Origin of the sequence: Methyloversatilis universalis FAM5, from assembly GCF_000214035.2 — a bacterium.
Lineage (GTDB): Bacteria > Pseudomonadota > Gammaproteobacteria > Burkholderiales > Rhodocyclaceae > Methyloversatilis > Methyloversatilis universalis.
In genome coordinates, this window is record NZ_AFHG01000049.1 from 1 (window position 1) to 22,091 (window position 22,091).

Genomic DNA, 22,091 nt, shown 5'->3' on the forward strand with positions numbered 1-22,091 from the left:
GAAGCGGAAGACCGCAGCCACTGCCTCTGCCCGGCGGGCAAGCGGCTGTATCGCAACGGCGGCGAATGCACGATCAACGGCTACGCGGCCACCAAATACACCGGCGCCGCACGCGACTGCGTGCCGTGCGATCAGCGCAGCCGCTGCCTGCGTACGCCGGACACAACGAAAGTGCGGCAGGTCGCCTTCTTCCGCGGCAAGCGAGGCGACGCCGAATCACACACCGAGCGGATGAAGCGGCGCATCGATTCCACGGAAGGCAAACGGATGATCGCCGCCCGCTTCGCCACGGTAGAACCGGTGTTCGGCAACCTGCGGCACAACAAGCGGCTCGCCCGCTTCACGCTGCGTGGGCGCACAAAGGTGGATGGGCAATGGAAGCTGTACTGCCTGGTGCACAACATCGAAAAGCTCGGGCACCACGGCTACGCAAATTAGGTAAGCTCGCGAACGAGCCACGACGACGGCATCGCGCCGGTCACGGGCATGGGCTGAAGTCAGGAGACGACGATGAAACGAAGATCGCGGGGCTGAAATGAGGATGAACGACTTCGGACCGGCCAAGGCCGGATGCAACCGCTTGCCCCGGAACGGGGTATTTCTACAGCGTCGTTAGGCATCTGACGTGCGATACCCATCCGGTCAAGAAGTTCTTCCTGGCGATACGGTCCAGATCAACACACGCCATAGCGGTAAGGTGGTTGCGTGCGTTGCCGAGGGCTTGTATCTGCCCCCTCATAGCGCCGAGCAGTGGGGCTATCTCCAGACCGGCGCGATGATCGACACCGATTTCGGTGGTTTGGTCCACTATCCGGCCGAGAGTGATCTCACCGATGACGGCGTCGAGTTAATGCAGAGGGCGCCACAGTGATCACTACGACATTTCGTGCTCATCAGGATGGCTGCCTAACACCTCGTATATGGACTCCCCCCAAAATCAAGACTGACCGACAGTCTGGTTTTCCCGGATAGATCACTTGCAGTCATCTATCCGGCATCCGTAGTACGTTCTGAGTGACCCGTGCCGACACCGAATCTGCGCGGCGATCGCCAATCGATACAAGCGGCACGCGTTTCGCTGACGGAAGGGTTGTCGGCATGCGGTCCTGAGGGTGTGACCCAGTCGGCCCTGATGGGCGATGTGATTCATGCCATCCCGTGGCGGGAAGTACGTGCCCTTCTCAGACGATTTTTCAATGCTTAAACGCCAAGCCCTCGAATCCGATCTTGAAGCGCTGGTGGTGGTGTTCACCACTGCGGTGCACGCGCTCGCCGGCGGCGCCTACACCGCGGAACAGTGCCACGCGTGGGCACCGATTCCGCCGGATGCGGAGGGCTGGCGCAGCCGGCTGTCCGGGTTGAAGGTGATGCTCGCCTGCGAAGGTGAGCAGTTGGCGGGTTTCATCGGCTACGCGCGGAGCGGGCATGTCGATCTGCTGTTCACCGCGCCACCGTTCGCCCGCCGAGGGGTGGCGACGGCGCTGTTCGGTGCGGCCTGCGCGGACATGCGCCGGGCGGGTGCGCAGCGTCTGAGCACTGAAGCGAGTCTGGCCGCCCGGCCCTTCTTCGAGCGGCAGGGTTTGACGGTGGTTGGTGAAGAGGAGGTGCTGCGGCAGGGCGTGGCGCTGCGCCGATTCCGGATGACCGGCGACTTGCGCTTGCCCGACGCTTGATCGGCGGAGAGCGCGGCCCACGACCTCGCATTGCTATGATCGTCCGTCGCCCGGCGATCCGCCGGCGCTGCGGGCGATCTTCATTCCCGGCGGGCCTGTTCCGGAATGCATTCATGCGCACAAGCAGCTGGTATTCGAATTTCGCGAAGGCGACCGCGCGTTTCTGCGGGCGGCCCCGGACGTTTGTTCTGGCGCTGCTGGTCATCGTGGTCTGGCTGGTTACCGGGCCGATCTTCGACTACAGCGACACCTGGCAGCTGGTGATCAATACCGGCACCACCATCGTCACCTTCCTGATGGTGTTCCTGATCCAGAACACGCAGAACCGCGACACCGAGGCGATACAGGTGAAGCTCGACGAGCTGATACGCGCGACCCGCGGTGCCCACAACGCGCTGCTCGATCTCGAAGAGCTGGAGGACGAAACGCTGGAGGCCTTCCGCAAGCGCTATCAGCTGCTCGCCACCCATGCGCGGGCGGAGATGGGACGCGGCTTCCAGGACACCGGCACGCCCGAAGCCTGATCGGCCGCTGTTATGCCTGCGGACCATCTGGCTGCCGGATTTCGGTGCGGCCAGATGCGCGCCGGCCGGTGGTTCGCGCTATCGTCGCCGATCATCCAAGGCGTCGAACGCGCGCAGACCTGCGCGGTCTACGCCGCCACAGGAGGACGCATGAAAACCTATTCGAAGTCACCCGAGGCAATCGCCCGCCTCGACCCCGAGCAGTACCGCGTGACCCAGCAGAACGGCACCGAATACCCGGGCACCGGCGAATACCTGCACAACCACGAACCGGGCATTTACGTGGATATCGTGTCCGGCGAGCCGCTGTTCGCGTCGGGCGACAAGTTCGAGTCCGGCTGCGGCTGGCCCAGCTTCACCAAGCCGATCGAACCGGCGCACGTGGTGGAACTGCGCGACTCCTCGCTCGGCATGATCCGCACCGAAGTGCGCTCGAAGCACGGCGACAGCCACCTCGGCCACGTGTTTCCGGACGGCCCGCGCGACCGTGGCGGTTTGCGCTACTGCATCAACTCGGCGTCGCTGCGCTTCATCCACCGTGACGACATGGTGGTCGAGGGCTATGGCGACTATCTCGACCAGGTGGAGGACGTGCGATGAGCAGCGAACGCGCAGTGCTGGCCGGCGGCTGTTTCTGGGGCATGCAGCAGCTGATTCGTCGTCTGCCCGGCGTGCTGTCGAGCCGGGTGGGCTACAGCGGCGGTGACGTGCCGAACGCGACCTACCGCAACCACGGCATGCACGCCGAGGCGATCGAAGTGGTGTTCGACCCGGCGGTGCTGAGCTACCGCCGGCTGCTGGAATTCTTCTTCCAGATTCACGACCCGACCACCCCCAACCGTCAGGGCAACGACCGCGGGCCCTCCTACCGGTCGGCAATCTACTGGTGCAGCGAAGCGCAGCGCGAAGAGGCGCTGCGCACCATCGCCGACGTCGATGCCTCCGGCCTGTGGCCAGGCAAGGTGGTGACCGAAGTCGAGCCGGTGGGCGATTTCTGGGAAGCCGAAGCGGAGCACCAGGACTATCTGGAGCACTTCCCGAACGGCTACACCTGCCACTTTCCGCGGCCGAACTGGGTGCTGCCGAAGCGCGACGCCGCCGCCTGAGCGGTGACGCCGCGCAGGCGGCTCAGGCGGTGCGTCTGCGGGTGGCTACACCCAGCAGCGCGAAGCCGGCGAGCATCAGACCCCAGGTGGCCGGCTCCGGTACCGGCGGCGCGACCACGGTGGCGGTCAGCAGGCCGGTGTCGCCCTGCAGTGCATAGCCTTCGGGCAGCAGGATGCTCAGGCGGCCGGTGTTGAAGCCGTCCGCCGCGCCCCAGGACTGGCTGTAGTCCTGGGCGCCGACGATGGGGATGAGCGGCTCGGTATTGACCTGGGTGTGCATGCTGGAGATCAGCGAGAACGATTGTCCGGCCGCCATCGACACGGTGAGCCGTATTTCGCCGATCAGATTGTCCATGTCGTCGCTGATCACCGCATGCGTGGCGCCGGCGTAGGCCACATCTCGGTAGATGAAGCCGGGTTCGAAGTAGGTGACGTTGGCTTTGCTCGTCGTATTGACCACGGTGTCGTCGAGCAGATAGCTGCTGAAGGTGAGCGACGATCCGTAATTGACCTGGGTGAAGGGCACCGTGGCCGACGGCAGCGACAGCGTGAGCGAGGCGCCGAGCTGGTGGAACACGTTGCCGCCCCAGGTGTGGAAGGCACCGTCGAAGGTGAATACGAAAGTGACATCGATCAGCGGATTGCTGCCCGGCGCCGCCACCACCGTGCCCTGGCTGAGGGTCTGTCCGTTGGCGGTGGCCAGCATCAGGTCCGGAATGCCGCCGACACCGCGGGTGTCGATCGCGCTGTAGACGCGGATCACGCCGCTGTCGTCGCTGGCCTGGGCCTTGGACACTACTGATACGCCGCCTGCCGATACATAGGGCGTTTCGGCGAGGTTGAGCGACTGCTGACCGCTTCCCAGCGCAATCTGGCCGGTACCGGGCGGCGTGGAGATCTGCACCTGGGTGCTCGCGCCGGCCGGCAGGGCGAGGCTGGCAAGCAGTGCGGCGGCGATCAGCGGACGTGACGGGATGAGGGCATACGTGGGGTGCATGGGCAGGTTCCTCCTGGCGGGACATGGACCGACGGAAACAGCCCGTGCCCCGCAGCAAGATGCACACCAGCCGCGAACCCTTCGCATACGAATCAATGGTTTGCGTACGAAGCGAAGTGTACGGTGCGGCGGCTGTAAGGCAGGCCGACAGTGACGCTGCCACGATGCCCGACGCATTCCGGCCGGTGGCCGCGTCATTGCGGCCGGCCGGTGGCGACAGCAGCGGTGAACGAAAACGGCGGACATGGGCACCCCCCATGTCCGCCGTGAGCTGCCGCAGTGCGGCGCTGCTTACTCGGGCTGCGTGCCGGCCGGCAGCACTTCTCCGTCGTCGAACTTCGACAGCCACTCGAGGGTGGTGGGCTTGTAGCGCACCAGGCCCTTGTACTCGGCCAGTTCGTTCGGCAGCGTGCTCAGCACACGATGCAGACGCTTGGCCCAGCGCGGGTAGGTGGCCAGTTCGTTCATGCTGGCGAGGTAGCCACGGATCGAGAACAGCATGCCGTTGCTGCGCGGCAGACGGAACAGGGCCTGTAGTTCGACCCGCAGATGCACCTTGTCGCCGACATTGTCCGGCGTGACGCTGGCGCGGTCCGGACCCCATTCGGGGTAGGTTTCCGGCGAGGTGTCGAGGCGCGGGTTGATGGTCATGGTCCAGTTCAGGCGGCGCACCGGGCGACCCTGCTGCAGCATGAGCAGGTATTTCAGCGCGCGCTCGAACACGCCCAGTTCGTGGGCCAGCGGCACCGGGCCGTGCCATTCCATGAAGCTCATGCCGGCATCGAACATGAGCGACCAGTCGGCCTGCGAGGTGATCATGCCGGAGTCGGCAAACAGGTTGTTGTCACGCTGGTCCATGATGACGAAGTCACCCTGGGTCTGGCGCGTGATGTACTCGAACGGCGGGCAGGGCAGCGTTGCGGCGTTACCGAAGGTGAAGGTCTGGTCGATGCCCAGCGGCTTGTTCACCCAGTGCCAGCGGTCACCGTCCTTGGTCAGCGTGAACAGCTCCGGGTAGTCGCGCGACAGCGACTCCATGATCAGTTCCAGCGTGTCCCACTCGGCGTCCATCATGTGCGGCAGCGACACGCAGCGGCCCGGGTCGCGCTCCAGCGTGATCGCGCGGTCGCGCATTTCGGCGATGTAGTGCTCGTCGATGTCGAAGGCGTTCTCGAACACCGAACCTTCCGGCCCCTTGGTGTGCGGCTCCATATTGACCGAGTACATGTACTGGTCCTGATGGAAGGGGAAGGGGAAGCGGCGGATGCCCTTCGGCGAGTTGCGGTAGGTGTAGGTACCGCGGAAGGTTTCGTCCGGCTTGAATGCGATGGTCATGATGTGCTCCTCCTCACAGGTTCAGCGTCAGGCAGCCGCCCTTCAGGCGGGAGACGCAGGGCATGATCTTCTTGCCCGAGGCGCGCTCTTCGGCGCTCAGGTACAGGTCGTGATGGATCAGTTCGCCGCTGGCATCGACCACTTCCAGTTCGCACTGGCCGCAGGCGCCGCCACGACAGAGGTAAGGCGCATCGACGCCCTGCTGTTCGATCGCTTCCAGCAGTGACAGGTCGCTCGGCACGGTGAAGGCCTTGCCGGACGCGGTGAGCTTCACGTCGAACGGCTCACCGCCGGTCGGTGCCAGGAACTGCTCGCTGTGCAGATGGCTTTCCGGCCAGCCCAGTGCCTTGCCGGCGTTCATGCTGGCGGCCACCATGCCGCCCGGGCCACAGATGTAGAAGTGGGTGCCGAGCGGGCGGCCGGCCAGCAGCGACGAGAACTCGATCTGTTCGCGACGCGACTGCACGTAGTGATGGATGCGACCCGGTGCCAGCGCTTCGAGCTCGTCGACGAACACGCCGTACTCCGGCGCGCGGTAGGCGTAATGCACTTCGAAGTCGGCGCCGAGGCGAGCCAGTTCGCGTGCCTGCGAAAGAATCGGCGTAATGCCGATGCCGCCTGCCACGAGGATGTGACGGCGGCCGAGGCGGTTCAGCGCGAACAGGTTGACCGGCGCGGCAATGTCGATGCGCATGCCTTCGCGCGCCTGCTCGTGCAGCCAGCGCGAACCGCCACGCGAATCTTCCTGCTTGCGCACGGCCACGCGCCAGGTCTTGCGGTCGGTCGGGTCGCCCAGCAGCGAATAGGGATTGCGGTGCGTACGCTCGCCCAGCGGCAGCGACAGCACGATGTGGCTGCCGCCGGAATAGACCGGGAAGTCGTCGCCGTCGGTGCGCGACAGGCTGAATTCGCGGATGCCCGGCGCCAGGTCGCGGATGCGGCGGATTTCGACGTTCAGGGATGCGCTGCTCATGGGTAGACCACCTCCGCAGCAGGCACTTCGCCCGGCACTTCGGCATCGATCTGGAAGCCCATGTAGGCACCCAGGCGACGCGAGAAGTGATCGCGCACGAACAGCGATCGGCCGCAGCCGCTGCATGAAACGATATTGGTATGCACACCGCGGGTGATGGTGCGGCAATGGACGCAGAACACCGGGCGCGCCTTGGTGCCCAGCTGTGCGTGGCGGATTTCGTCGCGGCTCACGCCGAAAGTGTCGGCCAGCTGCGAAGCCTGCCAGATCGCGTCTTCGGCGCCGGCGAGGTAGATGCGTGTGCCCATCTGCGCCACATAGAAGGCGTCGCGCAGCACTTCCAGCGCCTCGGCCAGGGTGTGCGTTTCAAGGTAGAGCGCGGTGTCCGGCAGGTTCTGCGACCATGCGCTGCGGCTGTCGTCAGCCGGGCGCAGATGGACGACCGTGAGCGTTCCGCCGGGCGGGTTCGACAGCAGGCGCTGCGCGAGCGCGGCGTCTTCGGCACTGACGAACAGGATGTGGTGCGTGCCGGTACGGTCCCATTCGAGCTCGGCGTAGATCGGCTGGCTTTTGATCGCTGGAGTGGACATGCTGCGTCTCGATGCGTGGTGTTGCGGGGCGCCGCGCGCGGGGAGGCGCGCGCGGCGGTGGATCAGAGCGCGATCAGCGCTTCTTTTCCGGATGGGTGCGCTGACGCAGCGGATCGTAGAACGGCGTCGGCACGACCAGCGCGGCCAGCTTGCCGGCCTTGCTGGCGATGGTCAGGCGGGTGCCCAGGTTCGAATGCGACGGCTTCAGGTGCACCATGGCCAGCGACTGCATCAGCAGGCGGCTGTACGAAGCCGAGGTGACCACGCCGACTTCCTTCTCGCCGTCATAGATCTTGGCGCCGCCTTCGACCGCTTCGTGATGGGTCACGATCATGCCGGCCTGCTTGACGCGCTCGCGGCCCTTCAGTGCCAGCACCGCGGCCTTGCCGATGTAGTCGCCCTTCTTGTCGAGGTCGACCGCCCAGTCCATGTTCACTTCCCACGGCGTGGTGTCGCCTTCCGGCATTTCGAACGGGAAGAACAGCAGGCCGCCTTCGACGCGGGTCAGGTCCAGCGCGGTCCAGGAGCAGGGGATGACGCCCTTCGGCTTGCCGGCTTCGAGGATGGCGTCCCACAGGAACACGGCGTCGGCGGCGGTGCAGTACACCTCGTAGCCGCGCTCGCCGGAGTAGCCGCCGCGGCCCAGGGTCACCTTCTTGCCGAACAGCGTGGTTTCGACGTGGTTGAAGTAGGGCAGCGCAGCCAGGTTGGCCGGGGTGTGCGGCGCCAGCACGTCGAGCGAAACCGGGCCCTGCAGCGACAGGATGTGCACGTCGAGGTCGGCTTCGATCTTCACGTTCTTGCCGGCCGACAGTTCGGCCAGGGTCTTCGGCGTGGCGCCGCTGCCGTGCGAGATGCGGAACTTGTCGGCGGCATCGCGGATGATCATGATGTCATCGACCAGCGCGCCGGCTTCGTTCACTTCGCCGCCAAGGCGGGCGGTGCCCGGCTTCAGCCTGGTCACGTCGATGGTGACCAGGCGGTCGATCACGGCTTCGGCGTCCGGGCCGGACACGTTCACGATGTTCAGCGCGGACACGTCGTACAGGCCGGCGCGCGAGCGGGTGGCAATCACTTCATCGTGCGGGCAGCTGTTGTAGCTCCACGGGATCGGCATGTTGTTCCACGTATCGCCATCCAGCTTCGAGCCGAGCTGACGGTGACGCTCGTTCAGAATCGAATTCCTTTGCATTTCCCGGTTCTCCTTGTCTGAGGTGTCGCCGCGCAGCGCGTGCGATCTGAGGCTGATTCTGTTGCCGGGGGCAGGGGCGGACAATTCTCAAGAGGGGTTACCCCCTAGGTGGTATGTGCGCCGCCGCATGGGCTGCGTACGCTGTACGCATCAAGATGGCGGAGACGCAGGATGGCGAGGACGGGCGGTTACACGGGGGCGTGCCTGTGCGGCGGGGTGCGCTACGCGATCAGGGGCACGCTCGATGCGCCGGTCGCCTGTCACTGCAGCCAGTGCGCCCGCACCAGCGGTCACCATGCGGTGATGGCCTGCTGTGCGGACCGGGACCTGGACATCACGGCAGCCGATACCCTGCGCTGGTACGCCTCGTCGGCGAACGTGAAGCGCGGCTTCTGCGAACGGTGCGGCGGCAACCTGTTCTGGAAGGACGCGAGCGGCGAGGTGACCTATGTGACCGCCGGCACGCTGGACCGGCCCACCGGGCTCAGGCTGTCGGCCCACATCTTCGCCGGCTCGCGCGCCGACTACTACGACATCGACGACGATCTGCCGCGCAGCGACGCCTGGTAGGGGCAGGCGGTCAGTGCGTCTGCCAGGGCAGCGCGGATTTCGATCACCGGAATGAAAAAGGGCGCGGAACGGCTTTCGCCGCTCCGCGCCCCGCTGCCTGCGGACTGCGTCTTCGATCAGGCGCGCACGCGTGCCTTGGTCGGGTCGTAGTGCGAGGTCTTCACCTGAACAGCCTTGATGCGCTTCTGGTGGCCGTCGAGCTTGCCGATTTCCACCGTGGCGCCCAGTTCGACCGCCGACACGTCCAGTCGCGCCAGCGCGATGGTCTTGCCGAGGATGGGCGAGCGGGTGGTGCTGGTGATCTGGCCGATCTGCGCGCGACCGTTGTAGATCGGGTCGCCGTGCGCCACCAGTTCGGTGCCTTCGATGTCGAGCCCGACCATGACGCGCGCCGGGTGGGCCTTGCGGCGCTCCAGTGCGGCCTTGCCGACGTAGTCATCCTCCTTGTCGGCCGCCACCGCGAAGCCGATGCCGGCCTCGAACGGGTCGGTCTGGTCGCAGAAGTCGTACTCGGCAAAGATGAGCGCGGCTTCAATGCGCAGCATGTCGAGCGCGGCCAGGCCCATCGGCGCGATGCCGTGCGGCTCGCCCGCCTTGGCGATGGCGTCCCACACCTGCACCGCGTGCTTCGGGTGGCACCACACTTCGTAGCCCAGTTCGCCGGTGTAGCCGGTGCGCGACACGACGACCGGCAGGCCGTCGATCTTGCCCACGGTCAGGCGGAACCACTTCAGTTCGTCCATCGACGCATTGCCCGGCGGCGTGACCACGATCTCGCGCAGGATGTCGCGCGACTTCGGGCCCTGCACCGACAGGTTGTGCAGCTGGTCGGTGGAGGACTTCACCCATACGCGCAGGTTGTGCTTGGCCGCCAGTTCGCGCAGCCACACGCCGCAGTAGTCGTCGCCGCACACCAGACGGAAATTGTTCTGGCACAGGCGGAACACGGTGCCGTCGTCGATCATGCCGCCGTGCTCGTAGCAGAGCGCGGTGTAGACGATCTGGCCGACCGCCAGCTTGCGGATGTTGCGGGTGGTGGCCAGCTGCAGCAGGGCTTCTGCGTCCGGGCCGGTGATCTCGAACTTGCGCAGCGCGGACAGATCGATCATCACCGCGCGTTCGCGGCAGGCCCAGTATTCGTCGATCGGGCCGTTGGACGAGAACGAATCCTGCAGCCAGAAGCCGCGGTACTCGACCATGCGGCGGGTGAGCGCGGAGGTGCGGGCGTGGAAGCCGGTCTCGCGGGTCAGCTTGGGGGCGGCGTCGGGCGTCATGCGGTGTGCGATCCCTTTGGAGAAGTTGTTCGAGGCGTCATAGACCCGGACGTGGATGTCGGTGGGGTTCCAGCCGTTGGCCGGGTCGATGTCGTCGGTGCAGGACGAGGAGGCGCAGACCAGATCGGTCATCGCGCGCAGCAGCACGTAGTCGCCGGCGCGCGACCACGGTTCGTCCAGGCTGATGCTGTCGTCGTGATTGACGATGGTGTTGTAGAAGAAGTTGATCGCCGGCCAGCCTGCGCGACGCGCCACGCCGTGCGGTTCGAGCGCGTTGTTGAAGTTGTCGCTGCAGTTGGCGTGACCGGGGTAACCCATGTCGTCGTAGTACTTCGCGCTGCACGCCAGCATGAAGGTGTCGTGGCGGCCCACGGTGTCGCGGATCACCTCGACCAGCGGCACCTGGCGCTCGTCGTAGTACTTGTTCAGCAGGCCGGGGCCGGGGCTGGCCGAACCCATCAGCGTGCGCGTGGTGGTCGGGTCGAGGTCGTACTCCTGACCCTGCGCCAGCGCGGCGGCGTCGAAGGCGAGGAAGTCGGAGCACTGGCGGCCGTCGACGTCGATCACCTGTATGTAGTCACCGGCTTTCACGCGGTAGGCCTGTGCGGTGCCTGCGCCGATGCGCAGGTCGAGCACCGGCGGTGCCAGCGGCGGCGGCGCGATGCCGGCCACCGGTTCGGCGCACTCGATGTCGGCGATCAGCTCGGTGGGCGCGTTCTGCGCGTCCGGCTGCATGTCTTCGCCCGGTGCGTGCAGCGCGCAGCGCAGCGCGCGCGGCGCGTTCAGGTCCACCTGCGCGCCGGGCAGGCCTTCGGCACCGAACACCTCTGCGCGCGCCAGCGTCCAGCCGGCCGGGGCTGCGGCCAGCAGGGCCTGCGCAAATGCAGGGGCGGATGCGGTGTTCACGGCTTCGACGGCAAAGCCCGGCAGCAGGGCCTGGGCTGCGCCGGCCGGGCCGGCGACGTAGAGGTGGCCGGGCTGCAGGCCTTCCGGGTCGGTCAGCGTGACGCGGTCGCCCGCTGCCAGGTCGAAGGAGACCGAGCCGCCGCCGGCGGCGACGTGGCGGACATGGCGTGCACGCGTTCGCGCGGCAGTCGCCGGATTCAGCGTAGGTTCGACGATCGTGTTCATGTCTTGGAAGCACCTGCGACCCGGCGTGTCCGAGGGAGGTCGGACAGACCGGGTCGCGTCAGGATGGATCGATCAGCAGGCCGGACGCGAACACGTCTGGCCTCGCCGCGTCAGGCCTGTTCGGTCGATGCCGGCTCGTTCAGGTAGGCCTCGAGCGAATCGTCCAGCGCTTCCAGCCACGAGGTGTGGTGCGGCGTGGCCATGGTGCCGGTCATCAGCGAGCGGTAGCACTTGTTGCGGTAGCCCATGATGTCTTCGTACTTGTCCTGCTTCCATTCCAGGAAGGTGCGGTTCACTTCGGGGATCGGGAAGCTCGGATAGTCGGTGGCATCGATCAGGTGCTGGATGTACTTGCCCTGGAATTCGAACATCTGCTGGGCGTCTTCCAGCGTCAGTTCCTCTTCGCGCCACTTCATGTCCTCGGCGTGCATCTCTTCGTACGACGGCACCGGCAGGCGGCCGAGGATGACGTCGCGGGCGTACCAGGCCTGGGCGTCGAACATGTTGAAGCTGTACCACTGATCCTGCATGCCGAGGTACATCAGCTGCGGGTTGTCCTCCCACATGATGCCCTTGTACAGGTTGAGCGGCCACAGGCGGTTGTCGGTCTTCAGGCGCAGCTCTTCCGACAGGAAGGGGAAGTGGTGCTTGTAGCCGGTGCACAGGATGATGGCATCAACATGCTTGCTGGTGCCGTCGGCGAAGTGGGCCATCTTGCCGTCGACGCGCAGCAGCTGCGGCTTCTCTTCCCAGTTCGAGGGCCACTTGTAGCCCATCGGGTTGGTGCGGTAGCAGCTGGTGATCGAACGGGCGCCGTACTTGTAGCACTGCGAGCCGATGTCTTCCGCCGAGTAGCTGGCGCCGACGATGAGCACGTCCTTGTCCTTGAATTCCAGCGCGTCGCGGAAGTCGTGGGCGTGCAGCACGCGGCCGCCGAAGGTTTCGAAGCCCGGGAAGTAGGGCACGTTCGGGGTCGAGAAGTGGCCGCTGGCGACGACGACGTAGTCGAACTCTTCCGAGTAGGTCACGTCCTGGTCGTAGTTGTGAACGGTGACGGTGAACTTCTTGGTCGCGTCGTCGAAGGTGACGTTGCGGGCGGCGGTGTTGAAGCGGATGTACTTGCGCACGCCGGCCTTTTCCACGCGGCCCTTGATGTAGTCCCACAGGACTTCACGCGGAGGGTAGGAGCCCATCGGGCGACCGAAGTGCTCGTCGAAGGTGTAGTCGGCGAATTCCAGACATTCCTTCGGACCGTTGGACCACAGATAGCGATACATGCTGCCGTGCACCGGCTCGCCATGCTCGTCCAGGCCGGTGCGCCAGGTGTAGTTCCACATGCCGCCCCAGTCCGACTGCTTCTCGTAGCAGACGATTTCGGGAATATCGGCACCCTTGGCCTGGGCTGACTGGAAGGCCCGGAGCTGGGCAAGGCCGCTGGGGCCGGCACCGATGATGGCAACGCGCTTCTTCATGATCTGTATCCCTCTTCTGTGGTCCATGTGTGGATACGACCGCGGCATGTTCCTGTCCGCGCGGTCGCTTGCTGGACGCAGGACTGTCGCCGCGTCTCAGGTGCGGCGAATGATGCGAAGGCGGATCGACCCCCACAATTCTCAAGAGGGATTACCCCCAAATGGGTAAGGGGCTTTGCCGCGCTGCGGCATGAAGGGGTGACGCACGCGCGTCGCGTGAGTTGCCAAGGTGCGGATTTCAAGCGCTGACGCGCTTGCCGGTCCCCATGCCATTCCTTTTGCATGGAAATGCGGCGCCGGGCATCGCAGCAGAGGGGCAAACCGGGCAGGTGCTTACCCCTTTGTGGGTAATCCCTTGTGAGAATTGTTCCGACAACTGTGCGCTTCCAATAATCGGCCCGACATCGCAACACCGCGCACTCCTGCCGGTCGCGAAGTGCGGGGAGATCAGTGTGACGCAGCGCCACTGCCATTCGTACCACCGCTCGCCGGACTGCCTCGCGGCGTCCGCTCCGCCCGCCCTTTCCTGTCTGCCGGCTGCATCGACGCACCCGGAGGCATCTTCGCTTCACCCGTTCCCGAGTATCGAGGTTCGCATCCGACAGCGCCGTCGGGTCGCGGACCGACTCATAACCGGTTGGCTATGGGCAGGCCTTCCGTTTCTCCAATCGCCCGAAACCGTGGATCAACAGAGGGAGAACTCCGTGTCAAATCATCGACGTCATCGCAGCACCCTGAGCGCAGCCATTCTTGCGCTGTTCGCCTTTCCGTTCTGTGCGCAGGCGGAAGAGGCTCCGGCCCCTTCGTACACCATCACGTCCAACATCGGCGTGTTCTCGCAGTACATCTTCCGCGGCATTTCGTACACGCAGGAAAACCCGGCGGTGCAGGGCGGCTTCGATTTCGCGCACGAGAGCGGCGCCTATCTGGGCATCTGGGGTACCAATGTGAGCGATCTGGCGCTGTCGAACGCGACCGGCGAGATCGACGTGTACGGCGGTTTCGCGAAGACCTACGGCGACTGGACCTTCGACGTCGGCTTCCTGCAGTTCATTTTCCCGGGCGGCAAGTATGATCCGTCCGGCGAAAGCCTGAACACGCTGGAACTGAACGCCGCCGTGACCTGGAAGTTCATCCAGCTGAAGTACTCGCACGCGGTGACCGACTACTTCGGTTTCAACGACAAGACCTTCGGTCTGGGTCGTGGCGACTCGGACGGTTCGCACTATCTGGAAGCGAACGCGAACTACGAGTTCCTGCCGACGTGGCAGCTGAACCTGCACGTGGGTCACCAGAAGGTGAAGAACTACGAGGAATACAACTTCACCGACTGGAAGGTGGGCGTGACGAAGAGCTTCGACGGCGGCTGGCAGGCTGCGGTGGCCTACATCGACACCAATGCCGACAAGACGCTGTACACCATCTGCGACAACGGCATCCGCTGCAAGGACACCGGCGACAGCAAGTGGCTGGCCTACATCAAGCGCACCTTCTGATGAATCCCTGGGCGCCCGCCTGAGCCGGCGCCCTTTTCGTATCGAGGGAAATGACCATGAGCAGCAATGCAGATGTAATCGGCAGCGTGTCCGGCGGGGCTTCGGCCAGCCGGGCCGAAAATGCCGCGCTGCACCGGAAGATCGACTGGACCGGTGCGTTCTGGGTGGCCAGCGGTGTACCCGCGCTGGTGCTGTTTTCGATCGGTGCCATCGCGGCGACCGTGGGCAAGCCGTCCTGGCTGGTGTGGACGCTGTCGATCGGCTTTGGTTTCATCCAGGCCTTCACGTACGCTGAAATCGCCGGCCTGTTTCCGCACAAGTCGGGTGGCGCGTCGGTGTACGGCGCCGTTGCGTGGGTGCGCTACAGCAAGCTGATCGCACCGGTATCGGTATGGTGCAACTGGTTCGCCTGGTCACCGGTGCTGGCCATCGGTTCAGGGCTGGCCGCGGGCTACATTCTCGGTGCGCTGTTCCCGGCCGATGCCGCGATCAATACCTGGCAGCTCACGCTGGTCGATCTGAGTTCGATCAAGGCCGGTCTGTCGCTGCGGATCAACGCGACCTTCCTGGTCGGCGTGGTCATCCTGCTGGCGGTGTTCGCCATCCAGCACGGCGGCATCCTGCGTTCGGCACGGACCACCATGGTGCTGGGTGTGGTCGCACTGATCCCGCTGATGCTGATCGCGCTGGTGCCGCTGCTGACCGGTGACCTGCCGTCGTCGCACTTCTCGCCGATGCTGCCGATCGCACGCGACGCACAGGGCCTGGTGATCGACGGTGCCTGGGACATGGCCGGCATCACGCTGATGGCGGGCGGCCTGTTCATCGCCGCGTGGTCCACCTACGGTTTCGAGACCGCGGTCTGCTACACCCGCGAGTTCAAGGATCCGAAGAAGGACACCTTCAAGGCCATCTTCTACTCCGGCCTGCTGTGCATCGTGGTGTTCACGCTGGTTCCGCTGGCCTTCCAGGGTCATCTGGGCCTGGGTGAAGTGGTGACCCCGCCGGTGGTGGAAGCGGATGGCACGGTGTCGACCCCCGCGGTCTACAGCGGCATGCTGGCGCCGGAAATCTACAGCGGCATGGGCGTGGCCAACGTGATGTCGCACATGGTGGGTGGCGGTGAGTTCGTCGCCAACGTGCTGGTGGTGATGCTGGTGCTGGCGGTGCTGCTGTCCATCATGACCTCGATGGCCGGTTCGTCGCGCACGCTGTACCAGGCGTCGGTCGATGGCTGGCTGCCGCGCTACCTCTCGCACGTGAATGAGCACGGTGCGCCGACCCACGCGATGTGGACCGACCTCGGCTTCAACCTCATCCTGCTGCTGATGTCGGACTACGTGTTCGTGCTGGCCTGCTCCAACGTCGGCTACATCATGTTCAACTTCCTGAACCTGAACTCCGGCTGGATCCACCGCATCGACCGTCCGGACTGGGAACGTCCCTTCAAGGCACCGAAGATCGTGCTCGGACTGGGCGTCATCCTGGGCTTCGTGAACCTGTCGCTGATGGGCCTGGGTGCCGACATCTACGGCGCCGGCACGCTGACCGCCGGCCTGGTGTTCGCCTCGCTCATCATCCCGGTGTTCCTGTACCGCCACTACGTGCAGGACAAGGGCCAGTTCCCGGATGCGATGCTCGAAGACATGCACCTGGGTGATGCGCTGCCCAAGGGTGGCAAGCGTGCCGGCATCCTGCCCTATGTCACGCTGGCCGCTGGCGTGGTGGTGGTGATCGTCGCGCACAACCTCGCGGTGTACTGAAGCGCGTGAAGCCGCCTGCGGTCCGCCGCAGGTGACACGACAGAAGGCCGTCCGGATGTGAATCCGGACGGCCTTCTGCTTTGCGGGCGCCCGGCCTGCGGCGGATCGGATGCCCCGGGGAAGCGGGATGGAAAGACGTCGCTGGCCCGCGCGCTGCGGTCATCCGGATGTCATGGTGATTTAGAACGCTTCTACCTCCAATGGCTTACTCCCTCTTGAGAATTGTGAGCCACTGCCGCGTTCGCAATAATGTTTCTCATGCACCTGGCCGGTGCAGGCCTGTCCCGGCAGGCCGGGCAGACGTGTCTGCTTCAGCGCTTCATCCGGCCGGCGCACACGGGGGACTCCGGGAGCCCTCGGCTCTCCTCACCTTGGGCCGGCATGCGACATCAGCTCCTCCTGATATGCGCTGCCGGCGTCTTTTTTTGTTCAGCGCATCTTGGCCAGATTTTCGGCCGGTGCCTGCAACAGATCCCGTGCCACGTCCTCGATCTTGCGCCGCTGCGTGCGCGCGGTCTTGCGCAGCATTTCAAAAGCCGGCTGCCGTTCGATGCGCAGCCGTTCCATCAGGATGCCGACCGCGATGCTGATTTCCCGCCGCTCGTCGAGCGCACGCTGCAGGTTCTGGCCGTTGCGGTGCAGCCGGCGCAGGTCTTCCGACCGGGCGAGCGCGGTACGCAGCGTGGGCAGCAGCTGTTCGACGTCGATCGGTTTGACCAGATAGCCCAGCGCACCGCGCTCCACCGCGCTGCGTACCCGGCCCGGATCGCCGAAGGCGGTCAGGAAGATGACCGGCAGCGACAGCTGTTCGTTGAGCAGCGCGGCAAATTCGAGTCCGGACATGCCCGGCAGCTGTTCGTCCAGGATGGCCAGGTCGAAGGTGCTGTCGGCGATCAGCGGCAGGGCCTCTTCCGCCGATCGGCTGGTGCTGACCTGATAGCCGTGTTCGCGCAGGCCGGCGGACAGCGTGGCGGAAATCAGTCTGTCATCTTCGACCAGCAGCAGGTGCGGGCGCTGGTCCGGTTCATCGTCCTGAGGGGTACTCATGTTCGGATTCTCTTCAAAGCGTGATGATGGGCGGGCGCAGAAGCAGGTGGGCCTGCACCCTGTCGGCGTGCTGACGGTAGGTCAGCTCCGTGTGTTCGGGCGGCAGCAGCGCCGCCAGCAGTTCCAGGCCCTGACCCAGGTGACAGCGGGCCTGGAAATCGAAGCCATCGGGCAGATGTCCGTGGTTGCCGATGACGATGAGAGCGCCTTCGCCGCACAGCGAGAGGTCGATGCGGATGCCCTCCGGATCATGGTCGTCGCCGCGGTGGTGCTTGACCGCGTTCATCAGCAGTTCGTTCAGCACGATGGCCAGCGGCACCGTTTCGGCGTCGGCGAGAATGCGCGTGTCGCCACTGCGGTCATTCACCTCCAGCTGCACCGACGACTGGAACAGCCCCTCTATGCTCCCGGCGATCATGCGCAGCAGTTCGCCCAGTACCAGCGGTTCGCCCGGGTGACTGCCCTGCAGCTCGTGGATGACCGCGATCGAGCGGACCTGGCTGATGGCGCCGGTCAGCGCGCTCGCCAGGCCCGGATGCTGTCCAGCGCAGCGTCGCAGCAGGCCGACCACGCCCTGCAGGCTGTTCTTCATCCGGTGATGCGCTTCGCGTACCAGCGTTTCCGACTGTCGTTCCGCCTGCGCAAGCATCTGGGCTTCCGCCCGCTTGCGCACCGTGATGTCTTCCGCCACGCCGGCCACCTGCACCTGACCGCCTTGCGGCTGCCAAGGGAAGGCGCGGCAGTGCAGCCACAGGATCTGTCCGTCGGGCGCCGCCATCCTGACCTCGATCTGAGCGCTTTCCCCCCGCGACTGGGCGGCCAGGAAGGCGTCGAAGCGGGTCCGGTCCGGTGGCGCGATCAGGGTGCGCCAGAGCGCGATGTCATCCTGTCCGGGCAGGCCGGACAGCGCGGTCAGTTCGGAAAAGGCCGGGCTTGCGTAGTGGATGCGGCCGGTCTGCGGATTGCTGACCCAGAAGATTTCGCGGATGTGCTCGGCCAGCAGGTAGAAGCGCTCCTGCGCCGCCTGCATTTCGGCCTCGGCCTGCTTGCGTGCGCGGATGTCGCGAACCACCGCGATCACATGGTCGGCGCCGTCGAGACGGATGCGGGCGCCACTGACATCCACCGGAATGATTTCGCCGTCACGGGCCACGATGAGGCCGTCGTCGTAGCGGGCGCTGCCGGTCGTGCGCAGCAGGTCGAAGGCGTCGGCGATGCGCGCGGTTTCGCTGGCAGGATGGAAGTGCGACACCGGACGCCCGCTCAGTTCGTCACGCCGATAGCCCAGCAGGGCTTCGGCCGCCGCATTGGCGTCCAGCATTTCGCCGTCGAGAGACACCAGGAACAGCGCGTCCGGCACGCCGTCGAAAAGCGTCTGCCAGCCGGGCCGGATTATGTCCTTGGGATAGTGAGGGCCGAGCTGCACCTCGCCCTGCACCGAATCGGTGCCTGTCGCCCCCGGCCCTACGTGCCGGGATGCAACCGGAATAGGTGTGCTGCGGGCCATGCGTGGCGCCCCCTGTATGCCGTTGTGCGGAAGCTCCGACGTCGCTGATGTCGCGCGGGGGTCAGGCGCGGCACGATGGCGATGCGTTCGGACCGGATCTGACGTCCGGCTCGCTTCGTTAACGGATGATTTTATCGCATGGTTCTACTCTTGCGAGCGCAAAGGTGAACGCCTGTTCAAAAATGCTCGGCGAGCACCAGCACCCACACCAGCAGGGCATTGAACAGCGCCACCATGACCGCGGCCGAGCCGATGTCCTTGGCCCGCTTGGCGAGCTGGTGGTTTTCGAGCGAAATGCGGTCCACCGTCGCTTCGATCGCCGAATTGACCAGTTCGACGATGAGGACCGCCAGCACGCTGAAGCACAGCAGCGCGCGCTCGCTGCCGGAGTTGCCCAGCCAGAGGGCCAGCGGGATGAGCACCACCGCGGCCACGACTTCCTGGCGGAAGGCGTCCTCGTGGCGGAAGGCGGCACGCAGGCCGGCCGCCGAATAGCCGGCGGCATTGATCAGCCGGCGCAGCCCGGTCTTGCCCTTGAACGGACTTTCCTGCATGGATTCGGTGTTCCTGTGAAGCCGGGCGCGCCGCAGGGGCCCGCCCGGCGGAAGCGGCTCAGCGGAGTGCGGCCAGCGCGGCGGCGTAGTCCGGTTCCTGCTTGATTTCCGGCACCAGCTCGGCGTGCAGCACGGTGTCGTCGGCATCCAGCACCAGCACCGCGCGCGCGGTCAGACCGGCCAGCGGGCCATCGATGATTTCCACGCCGTAGTTGGCCATGAATTCGCGGCCGCGCAGCGTGGAGAGCGACTGCACGTTCTGCAGGCCTTCGGTTTCGCAGAAGCGCTTCATCGCGAACGGCAGGTCGGCCGAAATGACCAGCACCACGGTATTGGCGATGCCGCCCGCCTGTTCGTTGAACTTGCGGGTGGAGGTCTGGCACACCGGCGTGTCCAGGCTGGGCACGATGTTGAGCACCTTGCGCTTGCCGGCCAGGCTGGCGAGCGACACGTCGGACAGGTCGGTGCCGACCAGTGAGAACGCCGGTGCCTTGCTGCCCTTGGCCGGGAAGTGGCCGGCGAGATGGACGGGGTTGCCGCCGAGCGTGATGGTCTGGGTCATGTCTTTTCCTCCTGCGTGGTGTGATCGCACCTGAACGGCGTGCGGACTGCGGTATGCCCTGATCCCGAGGGTCAGGGGTGGAATACGTAGAGCCGGTAGCCGCCGGCCGATGTCGCGCCCGGATCGACCAGCAGGCTGACCGCATGTTCCGAGTTTCCGGTGAAGGTTTCGGGACGGTCCGCCGCCGGCAGGTAGTCTTCCGGGGCGATCACCCGGCGCAGCACCGGCCGGTCGGCGGTGTCGGTCAGCGTCAGTTCCAGATGTGGCCAGGTCTGCGGGAAGGCGGCGCCATTGCGCAGCAGTGCGTTCAGCCTGAGCAGCGGCGCGCGCTCACGGTCCGGGTTCAGTTCCGACGATTCGATGCTGATCAGGTCGGCGCGGCGCGGTGCGGGCACGCTGCAGCCCAGGCGTTCGCAGGCGCGCTCCAGCACCGGCTTGAGCGCCGGCTGGGCGACCGCCAGTTCGGTGCGGAACACGTAGATGAGCTGGGCGACGGCGGCCAGCGCGAGCAGCGTGCAGCCGGTGGTCCACAGCACGGTGGCGATCAGGCTGCGGCCGGCCGGGGCCGCGTCGCCATACAGCTCACGGCGGATGCGCTGGACTGCTGGGTCGCGCACCGGCTCCAGCCGCGCCGGCACGTCCAGCAGCGGGTCGGGTTCGGCCGGCTGCAGCGTGCCGACCGGCGTCGCTGCAATCGTGTTGTCCGCCAGCGGCGCTGCGTCGGCCGGTGGAACGTCGGCGGCGGTGTCCGGGGCGTCGTGTGCCGATGCATCGGGATCGCGGTAGCGGTCGTCGGTCGCTTCCAGTTCCGCCAGCATGTCGACCACCGGCACCGGCTGCGTGATGTCCGGATCCGCCGCCGGCGGTGATGAGTCTGCTGCTTCGTCCAGCGGCGCGCCCAGGTCGATCGCGATGGCGTCGTCCAGGTCGTCGTCGCGCGGCGTGTCCTGCGTGGTGACCGGCGTATCCGTCAGGTCCGGCTCGACGGCTTCATTGGCGCCCTGGGTCGCCCAGTAATCGGTGGTGCGTTCGACCAGGCATTCAACGCTTTCGCCCGCCTGGGGAGCCGGCAGTTCGCCGGCGTCCGCCGTGCTGCCTTCCGGCGCGTCTTCAGGCGGCCAGTCGGTGATGATGTCGGCGGGTGACTGCGCCGGCGTTTCAATGGCCGGGGCGGTGAGCACGCTCAGCGTGGCGTGACTGTGCTCCGGAGGCGGTGCATCGGCGGCCTGATGGCTGTCGGCCTGCGGGGCTGCAACGGCGCTGCGCGGCAGCGGCAGCTCGACCATGGCGTCCACGGCGTCGAACACCGTATGACAGCGGCCGCAGCGTACCCGGCCTTCGCGTGCCCGGAGCTGAACCGTGTCCAGCCGGAACACGGTGGCGCAGGCCGGGCAGCGGGTGAGCATCAGGCGCGGGTCCCGGTCAGCAGCACCCAGCCCTCGCGCTCACCGGCCACCTCCAGTTCGAAAGCCGGGCGGTAGGCGGCGCGTACCATGTCGGTCTGCGCGGCCAGGATGCCGGACAGCGCGATGCGTCCGCCGCTGCGGGTGAGCCCGCACAGCAGCGGCGCCAGCACGGTGAGCGGGTTGGCCAGGATGTTGGCGACCACCACGTCGGCGGTGTGGTCGATGTTTTCGCGCGAGTGCAGCAGTTCGAGCGTGGCGCCGTTGCGTTCGGCGTTGTAGCGGGCGGCATCCATCGCGTGCGGATCGATGTCGGTGCCGGTCACCCGCGCCGCGCCCAGCTTGGCCGCGGCGAGCGCCAGGATGCCCGAGCCGCAGCCGTAGTCGATGACGGTTTCGCCGCCGCGGATCACGCTGTCCAGCCACTCCAGGCACAGCCGCGTGGTCGGGTGCGAGCCGGTGCCGAAAGCCATGCCCGGGTCCAGCGTGATGTTGATCGCGGCCGGGTCCGGCTGCGCGTGCCACGACGGCACGATCCAGAGCCGCTTCGATACCGGAATCGGTTCGAACTGCGCCTGCGTGATGCGCACCCAGTTCTGCTCGTCCAGCGGCGCGGTGGTGTAGGGCGGCGGGGCGGTCAGGCCGGCGGCTTCCGCCGCTTCGGCCATCGCGGTCGCGTAGTCGGCGTCGCGGTCGAACAGCGCGTGTAGCCGCGAGTGCGGCCACAGTTCGACCGCCACCGGCATGCCCGGCTCGCCGAACTGCGGCTTTTCGTCCGGCGTGCCGGCGTCGGCGTCCTCGATGTCCACCGACAGCGCACCCGCTTCGAGCAGCGCGTCCGACAGCGCCTCGGCGTTGCCGGAATCGGCCAGCAGCGTGACCGTGATCCAGCCGCTGCCCTGTTGAGCGTCGCTCATGCCCG

22 protein-coding genes are annotated in these 22,091 nt (G+C 66.1%); 9 read left to right on the forward strand and 13 right to left on the reverse strand.

Features of this window, described 5'->3' with window-relative positions:
• From METUNV1_RS10040 to msrA, 6 genes are all read left to right on the forward strand, one after another.
• A partial coding sequence (locus tag METUNV1_RS10040) for a transposase (protein ID WP_193374309.1) occupies positions 1 to 438 on the forward strand: 438 nt, incomplete at its 5' end.
• A gap of 187 nt (positions 439 to 625) precedes the next feature.
• The gene (locus tag METUNV1_RS10045; protein WP_008061344.1) at positions 626 to 871 is read left to right on the forward strand and encodes a hypothetical protein; all 246 of its coding nucleotides are present in this window, start codon (positions 626 to 628) and stop codon (positions 869 to 871) included.
• Between the two features lie 277 nt (positions 872 to 1,148).
• A complete protein-coding gene (locus METUNV1_RS10050) occupies positions 1,149 to 1,673 on the forward strand; it encodes a GNAT family N-acetyltransferase (protein ID WP_232416326.1) in 525 nt (174 codons plus the stop codon).
• Between the two features lie 113 nt (positions 1,674 to 1,786).
• Positions 1,787 to 2,197 (forward strand): low affinity iron permease family protein, encoded by a 411-nt coding sequence (locus METUNV1_RS10055; RefSeq protein ID WP_008061346.1) that lies wholly within the window; start codon positions 1,787 to 1,789, stop codon positions 2,195 to 2,197.
• 150 nt (positions 2,198 to 2,347) lie between these two features.
• The gene (gene msrB, locus METUNV1_RS10060; protein ID WP_008061347.1) at positions 2,348 to 2,797 is read left to right on the forward strand and encodes a peptide-methionine (R)-S-oxide reductase MsrB; all 450 of its coding nucleotides are present in this window, start codon (positions 2,348 to 2,350) and stop codon (positions 2,795 to 2,797) included.
• Positions 2,794 to 3,303, forward strand: a complete 510-nt coding sequence (gene msrA / locus METUNV1_RS10065; protein WP_008061348.1) for a peptide-methionine (S)-S-oxide reductase MsrA — start codon at positions 2,794 to 2,796, stop codon at positions 3,301 to 3,303. The genes msrB and msrA overlap by 4 nt, the downstream gene beginning before the upstream one ends.
• A gap of 22 nt (positions 3,304 to 3,325) precedes the next feature.
• Here the strand turns inward: msrA and METUNV1_RS10070 are convergent, their stop codons facing one another.
• The 5 genes from METUNV1_RS10070 to METUNV1_RS10090 form a co-directional block, all read right to left on the reverse strand.
• Entirely contained in the window at positions 3,326 to 4,300 is a 975-nt protein-coding gene (locus METUNV1_RS10070; protein WP_008061349.1) for a PEPxxWA-CTERM sorting domain-containing protein, read from the reverse strand.
• Positions 4,301 to 4,591: 291 nt separating this feature from the next.
• Positions 4,592 to 5,635: a heme-dependent oxidative N-demethylase family protein gene (locus METUNV1_RS10075; protein ID WP_008061350.1), complete on the reverse strand. Its 1,044-nt coding sequence runs from the start codon at positions 5,633 to 5,635 to the stop codon at positions 4,592 to 4,594.
• A 13-nt stretch (positions 5,636 to 5,648) separates the two neighbouring features.
• Positions 5,649 to 6,608 carry a PDR/VanB family oxidoreductase gene (locus tag METUNV1_RS10080; protein WP_008061351.1) on the reverse strand — a complete coding sequence of 320 codons (960 nt, stop codon included), beginning with the start codon at positions 6,606 to 6,608 and terminating at the stop codon, positions 5,649 to 5,651.
• Positions 6,605 to 7,198, reverse strand: a complete 594-nt coding sequence (locus METUNV1_RS10085) for a C1 domain-containing protein (protein ID WP_008061352.1) — start codon at positions 7,196 to 7,198, stop codon at positions 6,605 to 6,607. Before METUNV1_RS10085 ends, METUNV1_RS10080 begins: the two co-directional genes overlap by 4 nt.
• 73 nt (positions 7,199 to 7,271) lie before the next feature.
• Positions 7,272 to 8,390 (reverse strand): aminomethyl transferase family protein, encoded by a 1,119-nt coding sequence (locus METUNV1_RS10090; protein WP_008061353.1) that lies wholly within the window; start codon positions 8,388 to 8,390, stop codon positions 7,272 to 7,274.
• A 171-nt stretch (positions 8,391 to 8,561) separates the two neighbouring features.
• Here METUNV1_RS10090 and METUNV1_RS10095 point away from each other — a divergent pair, with 171 nt between their 5' ends.
• A complete protein-coding gene (locus tag METUNV1_RS10095) occupies positions 8,562 to 8,960 on the forward strand; it encodes a GFA family protein (RefSeq protein ID WP_043359653.1) in 399 nt (132 codons plus the stop codon).
• A 116-nt stretch (positions 8,961 to 9,076) separates the two neighbouring features.
• On the opposite strand, the gene METUNV1_RS10100 is transcribed toward METUNV1_RS10095, so the two are convergent.
• Together METUNV1_RS10100 and METUNV1_RS10105 are read right to left on the reverse strand one after the other, a co-directional pair.
• Positions 9,077 to 11,365, reverse strand: coding sequence for a trimethylamine N-oxide demethylase (locus METUNV1_RS10100; protein ID WP_008061365.1), 2,289 nt, complete (start codon positions 11,363 to 11,365; stop codon positions 9,077 to 9,079).
• Between the two features lie 110 nt (positions 11,366 to 11,475).
• Entirely contained in the window at positions 11,476 to 12,837 is a 1,362-nt protein-coding gene (locus tag METUNV1_RS10105) for a flavin-containing monooxygenase (protein WP_008061373.1), read from the reverse strand.
• Between the two features lie 734 nt (positions 12,838 to 13,571).
• On the opposite strand from METUNV1_RS10105, the gene METUNV1_RS10110 reads away from it, so the two are divergent.
• Positions 13,572 to 14,333: a TorF family putative porin gene (locus tag METUNV1_RS10110; protein ID WP_332309051.1), complete on the forward strand. Its 762-nt coding sequence runs from the start codon at positions 13,572 to 13,574 to the stop codon at positions 14,331 to 14,333.
• 56 nt (positions 14,334 to 14,389) lie between these two features.
• On the forward strand, positions 14,390 to 16,096 hold the full coding sequence (locus METUNV1_RS10115) for an APC family permease (protein WP_008061377.1): 1,707 nt from the start codon (positions 14,390 to 14,392) through the stop codon (positions 16,094 to 16,096).
• Positions 16,097 to 16,525: 429 nt separating this feature from the next.
• Here METUNV1_RS10115 and METUNV1_RS10120 read toward each other — a convergent pair whose 3' ends face one another.
• The 6 genes from METUNV1_RS10120 to prmA all read right to left on the reverse strand — a co-directional run bounded on the left by METUNV1_RS10120 (position 16,526) and on the right by prmA (position 22,086).
• Complete coding sequence (locus METUNV1_RS10120) at positions 16,526 to 17,143, reverse strand: ANTAR domain-containing response regulator (protein WP_008061379.1); 618 nt, start codon at positions 17,141 to 17,143, stop codon at positions 16,526 to 16,528.
• Between the two features lie 13 nt (positions 17,144 to 17,156).
• Positions 17,157 to 18,569, reverse strand: coding sequence for a PAS domain S-box protein (locus METUNV1_RS10125; RefSeq protein ID WP_232416327.1), 1,413 nt, complete (start codon positions 18,567 to 18,569; stop codon positions 17,157 to 17,159).
• A 257-nt stretch (positions 18,570 to 18,826) separates the two neighbouring features.
• Complete coding sequence (locus tag METUNV1_RS10130) at positions 18,827 to 19,204, reverse strand: diacylglycerol kinase (RefSeq protein ID WP_008061383.1); 378 nt, start codon at positions 19,202 to 19,204, stop codon at positions 18,827 to 18,829.
• Between the two features lie 58 nt (positions 19,205 to 19,262).
• Positions 19,263 to 19,766, reverse strand: coding sequence for a thiol peroxidase (gene tpx / locus METUNV1_RS10135; protein ID WP_008061385.1), 504 nt, complete (start codon positions 19,764 to 19,766; stop codon positions 19,263 to 19,265).
• Between the two features lie 71 nt (positions 19,767 to 19,837).
• On the reverse strand, positions 19,838 to 21,172 hold the full coding sequence (locus tag METUNV1_RS10140) for a DUF3426 domain-containing protein (protein WP_008061387.1): 1,335 nt from the start codon (positions 21,170 to 21,172) through the stop codon (positions 19,838 to 19,840).
• Positions 21,172 to 22,086 (reverse strand): 50S ribosomal protein L11 methyltransferase, encoded by a 915-nt coding sequence (gene prmA / locus METUNV1_RS10145; protein WP_008061389.1) that lies wholly within the window; start codon positions 22,084 to 22,086, stop codon positions 21,172 to 21,174. Before prmA ends, METUNV1_RS10140 begins: the two co-directional genes overlap by 1 nt.
• Between the last annotated feature and the right edge of the window lie 5 nt (positions 22,087 to 22,091).

Coding starts and splice junctions, on each gene's coding strand:
- msrB (WP_008061347.1), top strand. CDS start 2,348: ATGAAAACCTATTCGAAGTCACCCGAGGCAATCGCCCGCCTCGACCCC.
- METUNV1_RS10055 (WP_008061346.1), top strand. CDS start 1,787: ATGCGCACAAGCAGCTGGTATTCGAATTTCGCGAAGGCGACCGCGCGT.
- prmA (WP_008061389.1), bottom strand. CDS start 22,086: ATGAGCGACGCTCAACAGGGCAGCGGCTGGATCACGGTCACGCTGCTG.
- METUNV1_RS10070 (WP_008061349.1), bottom strand. CDS start 4,300: ATGCACCCCACGTATGCCCTCATCCCGTCACGTCCGCTGATCGCCGCC.
- METUNV1_RS10140 (WP_008061387.1), bottom strand. CDS start 21,172: ATGCTCACCCGCTGCCCGGCCTGCGCCACCGTGTTCCGGCTGGACACG.
- msrA (WP_008061348.1), top strand. CDS start 2,794: ATGAGCAGCGAACGCGCAGTGCTGGCCGGCGGCTGTTTCTGGGGCATG.
- METUNV1_RS10115 (WP_008061377.1), top strand. CDS start 14,390: ATGAGCAGCAATGCAGATGTAATCGGCAGCGTGTCCGGCGGGGCTTCG.
- METUNV1_RS10100 (WP_008061365.1), bottom strand. CDS start 11,365: ATGAACACGATCGTCGAACCTACGCTGAATCCGGCGACTGCCGCGCGA.
- METUNV1_RS10095 (WP_043359653.1), top strand. CDS start 8,562: ATGGCGAGGACGGGCGGTTACACGGGGGCGTGCCTGTGCGGCGGGGTG.
- METUNV1_RS10080 (WP_008061351.1), bottom strand. CDS start 6,608: ATGAGCAGCGCATCCCTGAACGTCGAAATCCGCCGCATCCGCGACCTG.
- METUNV1_RS10105 (WP_008061373.1), bottom strand. CDS start 12,837: ATGAAGAAGCGCGTTGCCATCATCGGTGCCGGCCCCAGCGGCCTTGCC.
- METUNV1_RS10085 (WP_008061352.1), bottom strand. CDS start 7,198: ATGTCCACTCCAGCGATCAAAAGCCAGCCGATCTACGCCGAGCTCGAA.
- METUNV1_RS10075 (WP_008061350.1), bottom strand. CDS start 5,635: ATGACCATCGCATTCAAGCCGGACGAAACCTTCCGCGGTACCTACACC.
- METUNV1_RS10050 (WP_232416326.1), top strand. CDS start 1,149: ATGCCATCCCGTGGCGGGAAGTACGTGCCCTTCTCAGACGATTTTTCA.
- tpx (WP_008061385.1), bottom strand. CDS start 19,766: ATGACCCAGACCATCACGCTCGGCGGCAACCCCGTCCATCTCGCCGGC.
- METUNV1_RS10120 (WP_008061379.1), bottom strand. CDS start 17,143: ATGAGTACCCCTCAGGACGATGAACCGGACCAGCGCCCGCACCTGCTG.
- METUNV1_RS10090 (WP_008061353.1), bottom strand. CDS start 8,390: ATGCAAAGGAATTCGATTCTGAACGAGCGTCACCGTCAGCTCGGCTCG.
- METUNV1_RS10130 (WP_008061383.1), bottom strand. CDS start 19,204: ATGCAGGAAAGTCCGTTCAAGGGCAAGACCGGGCTGCGCCGGCTGATC.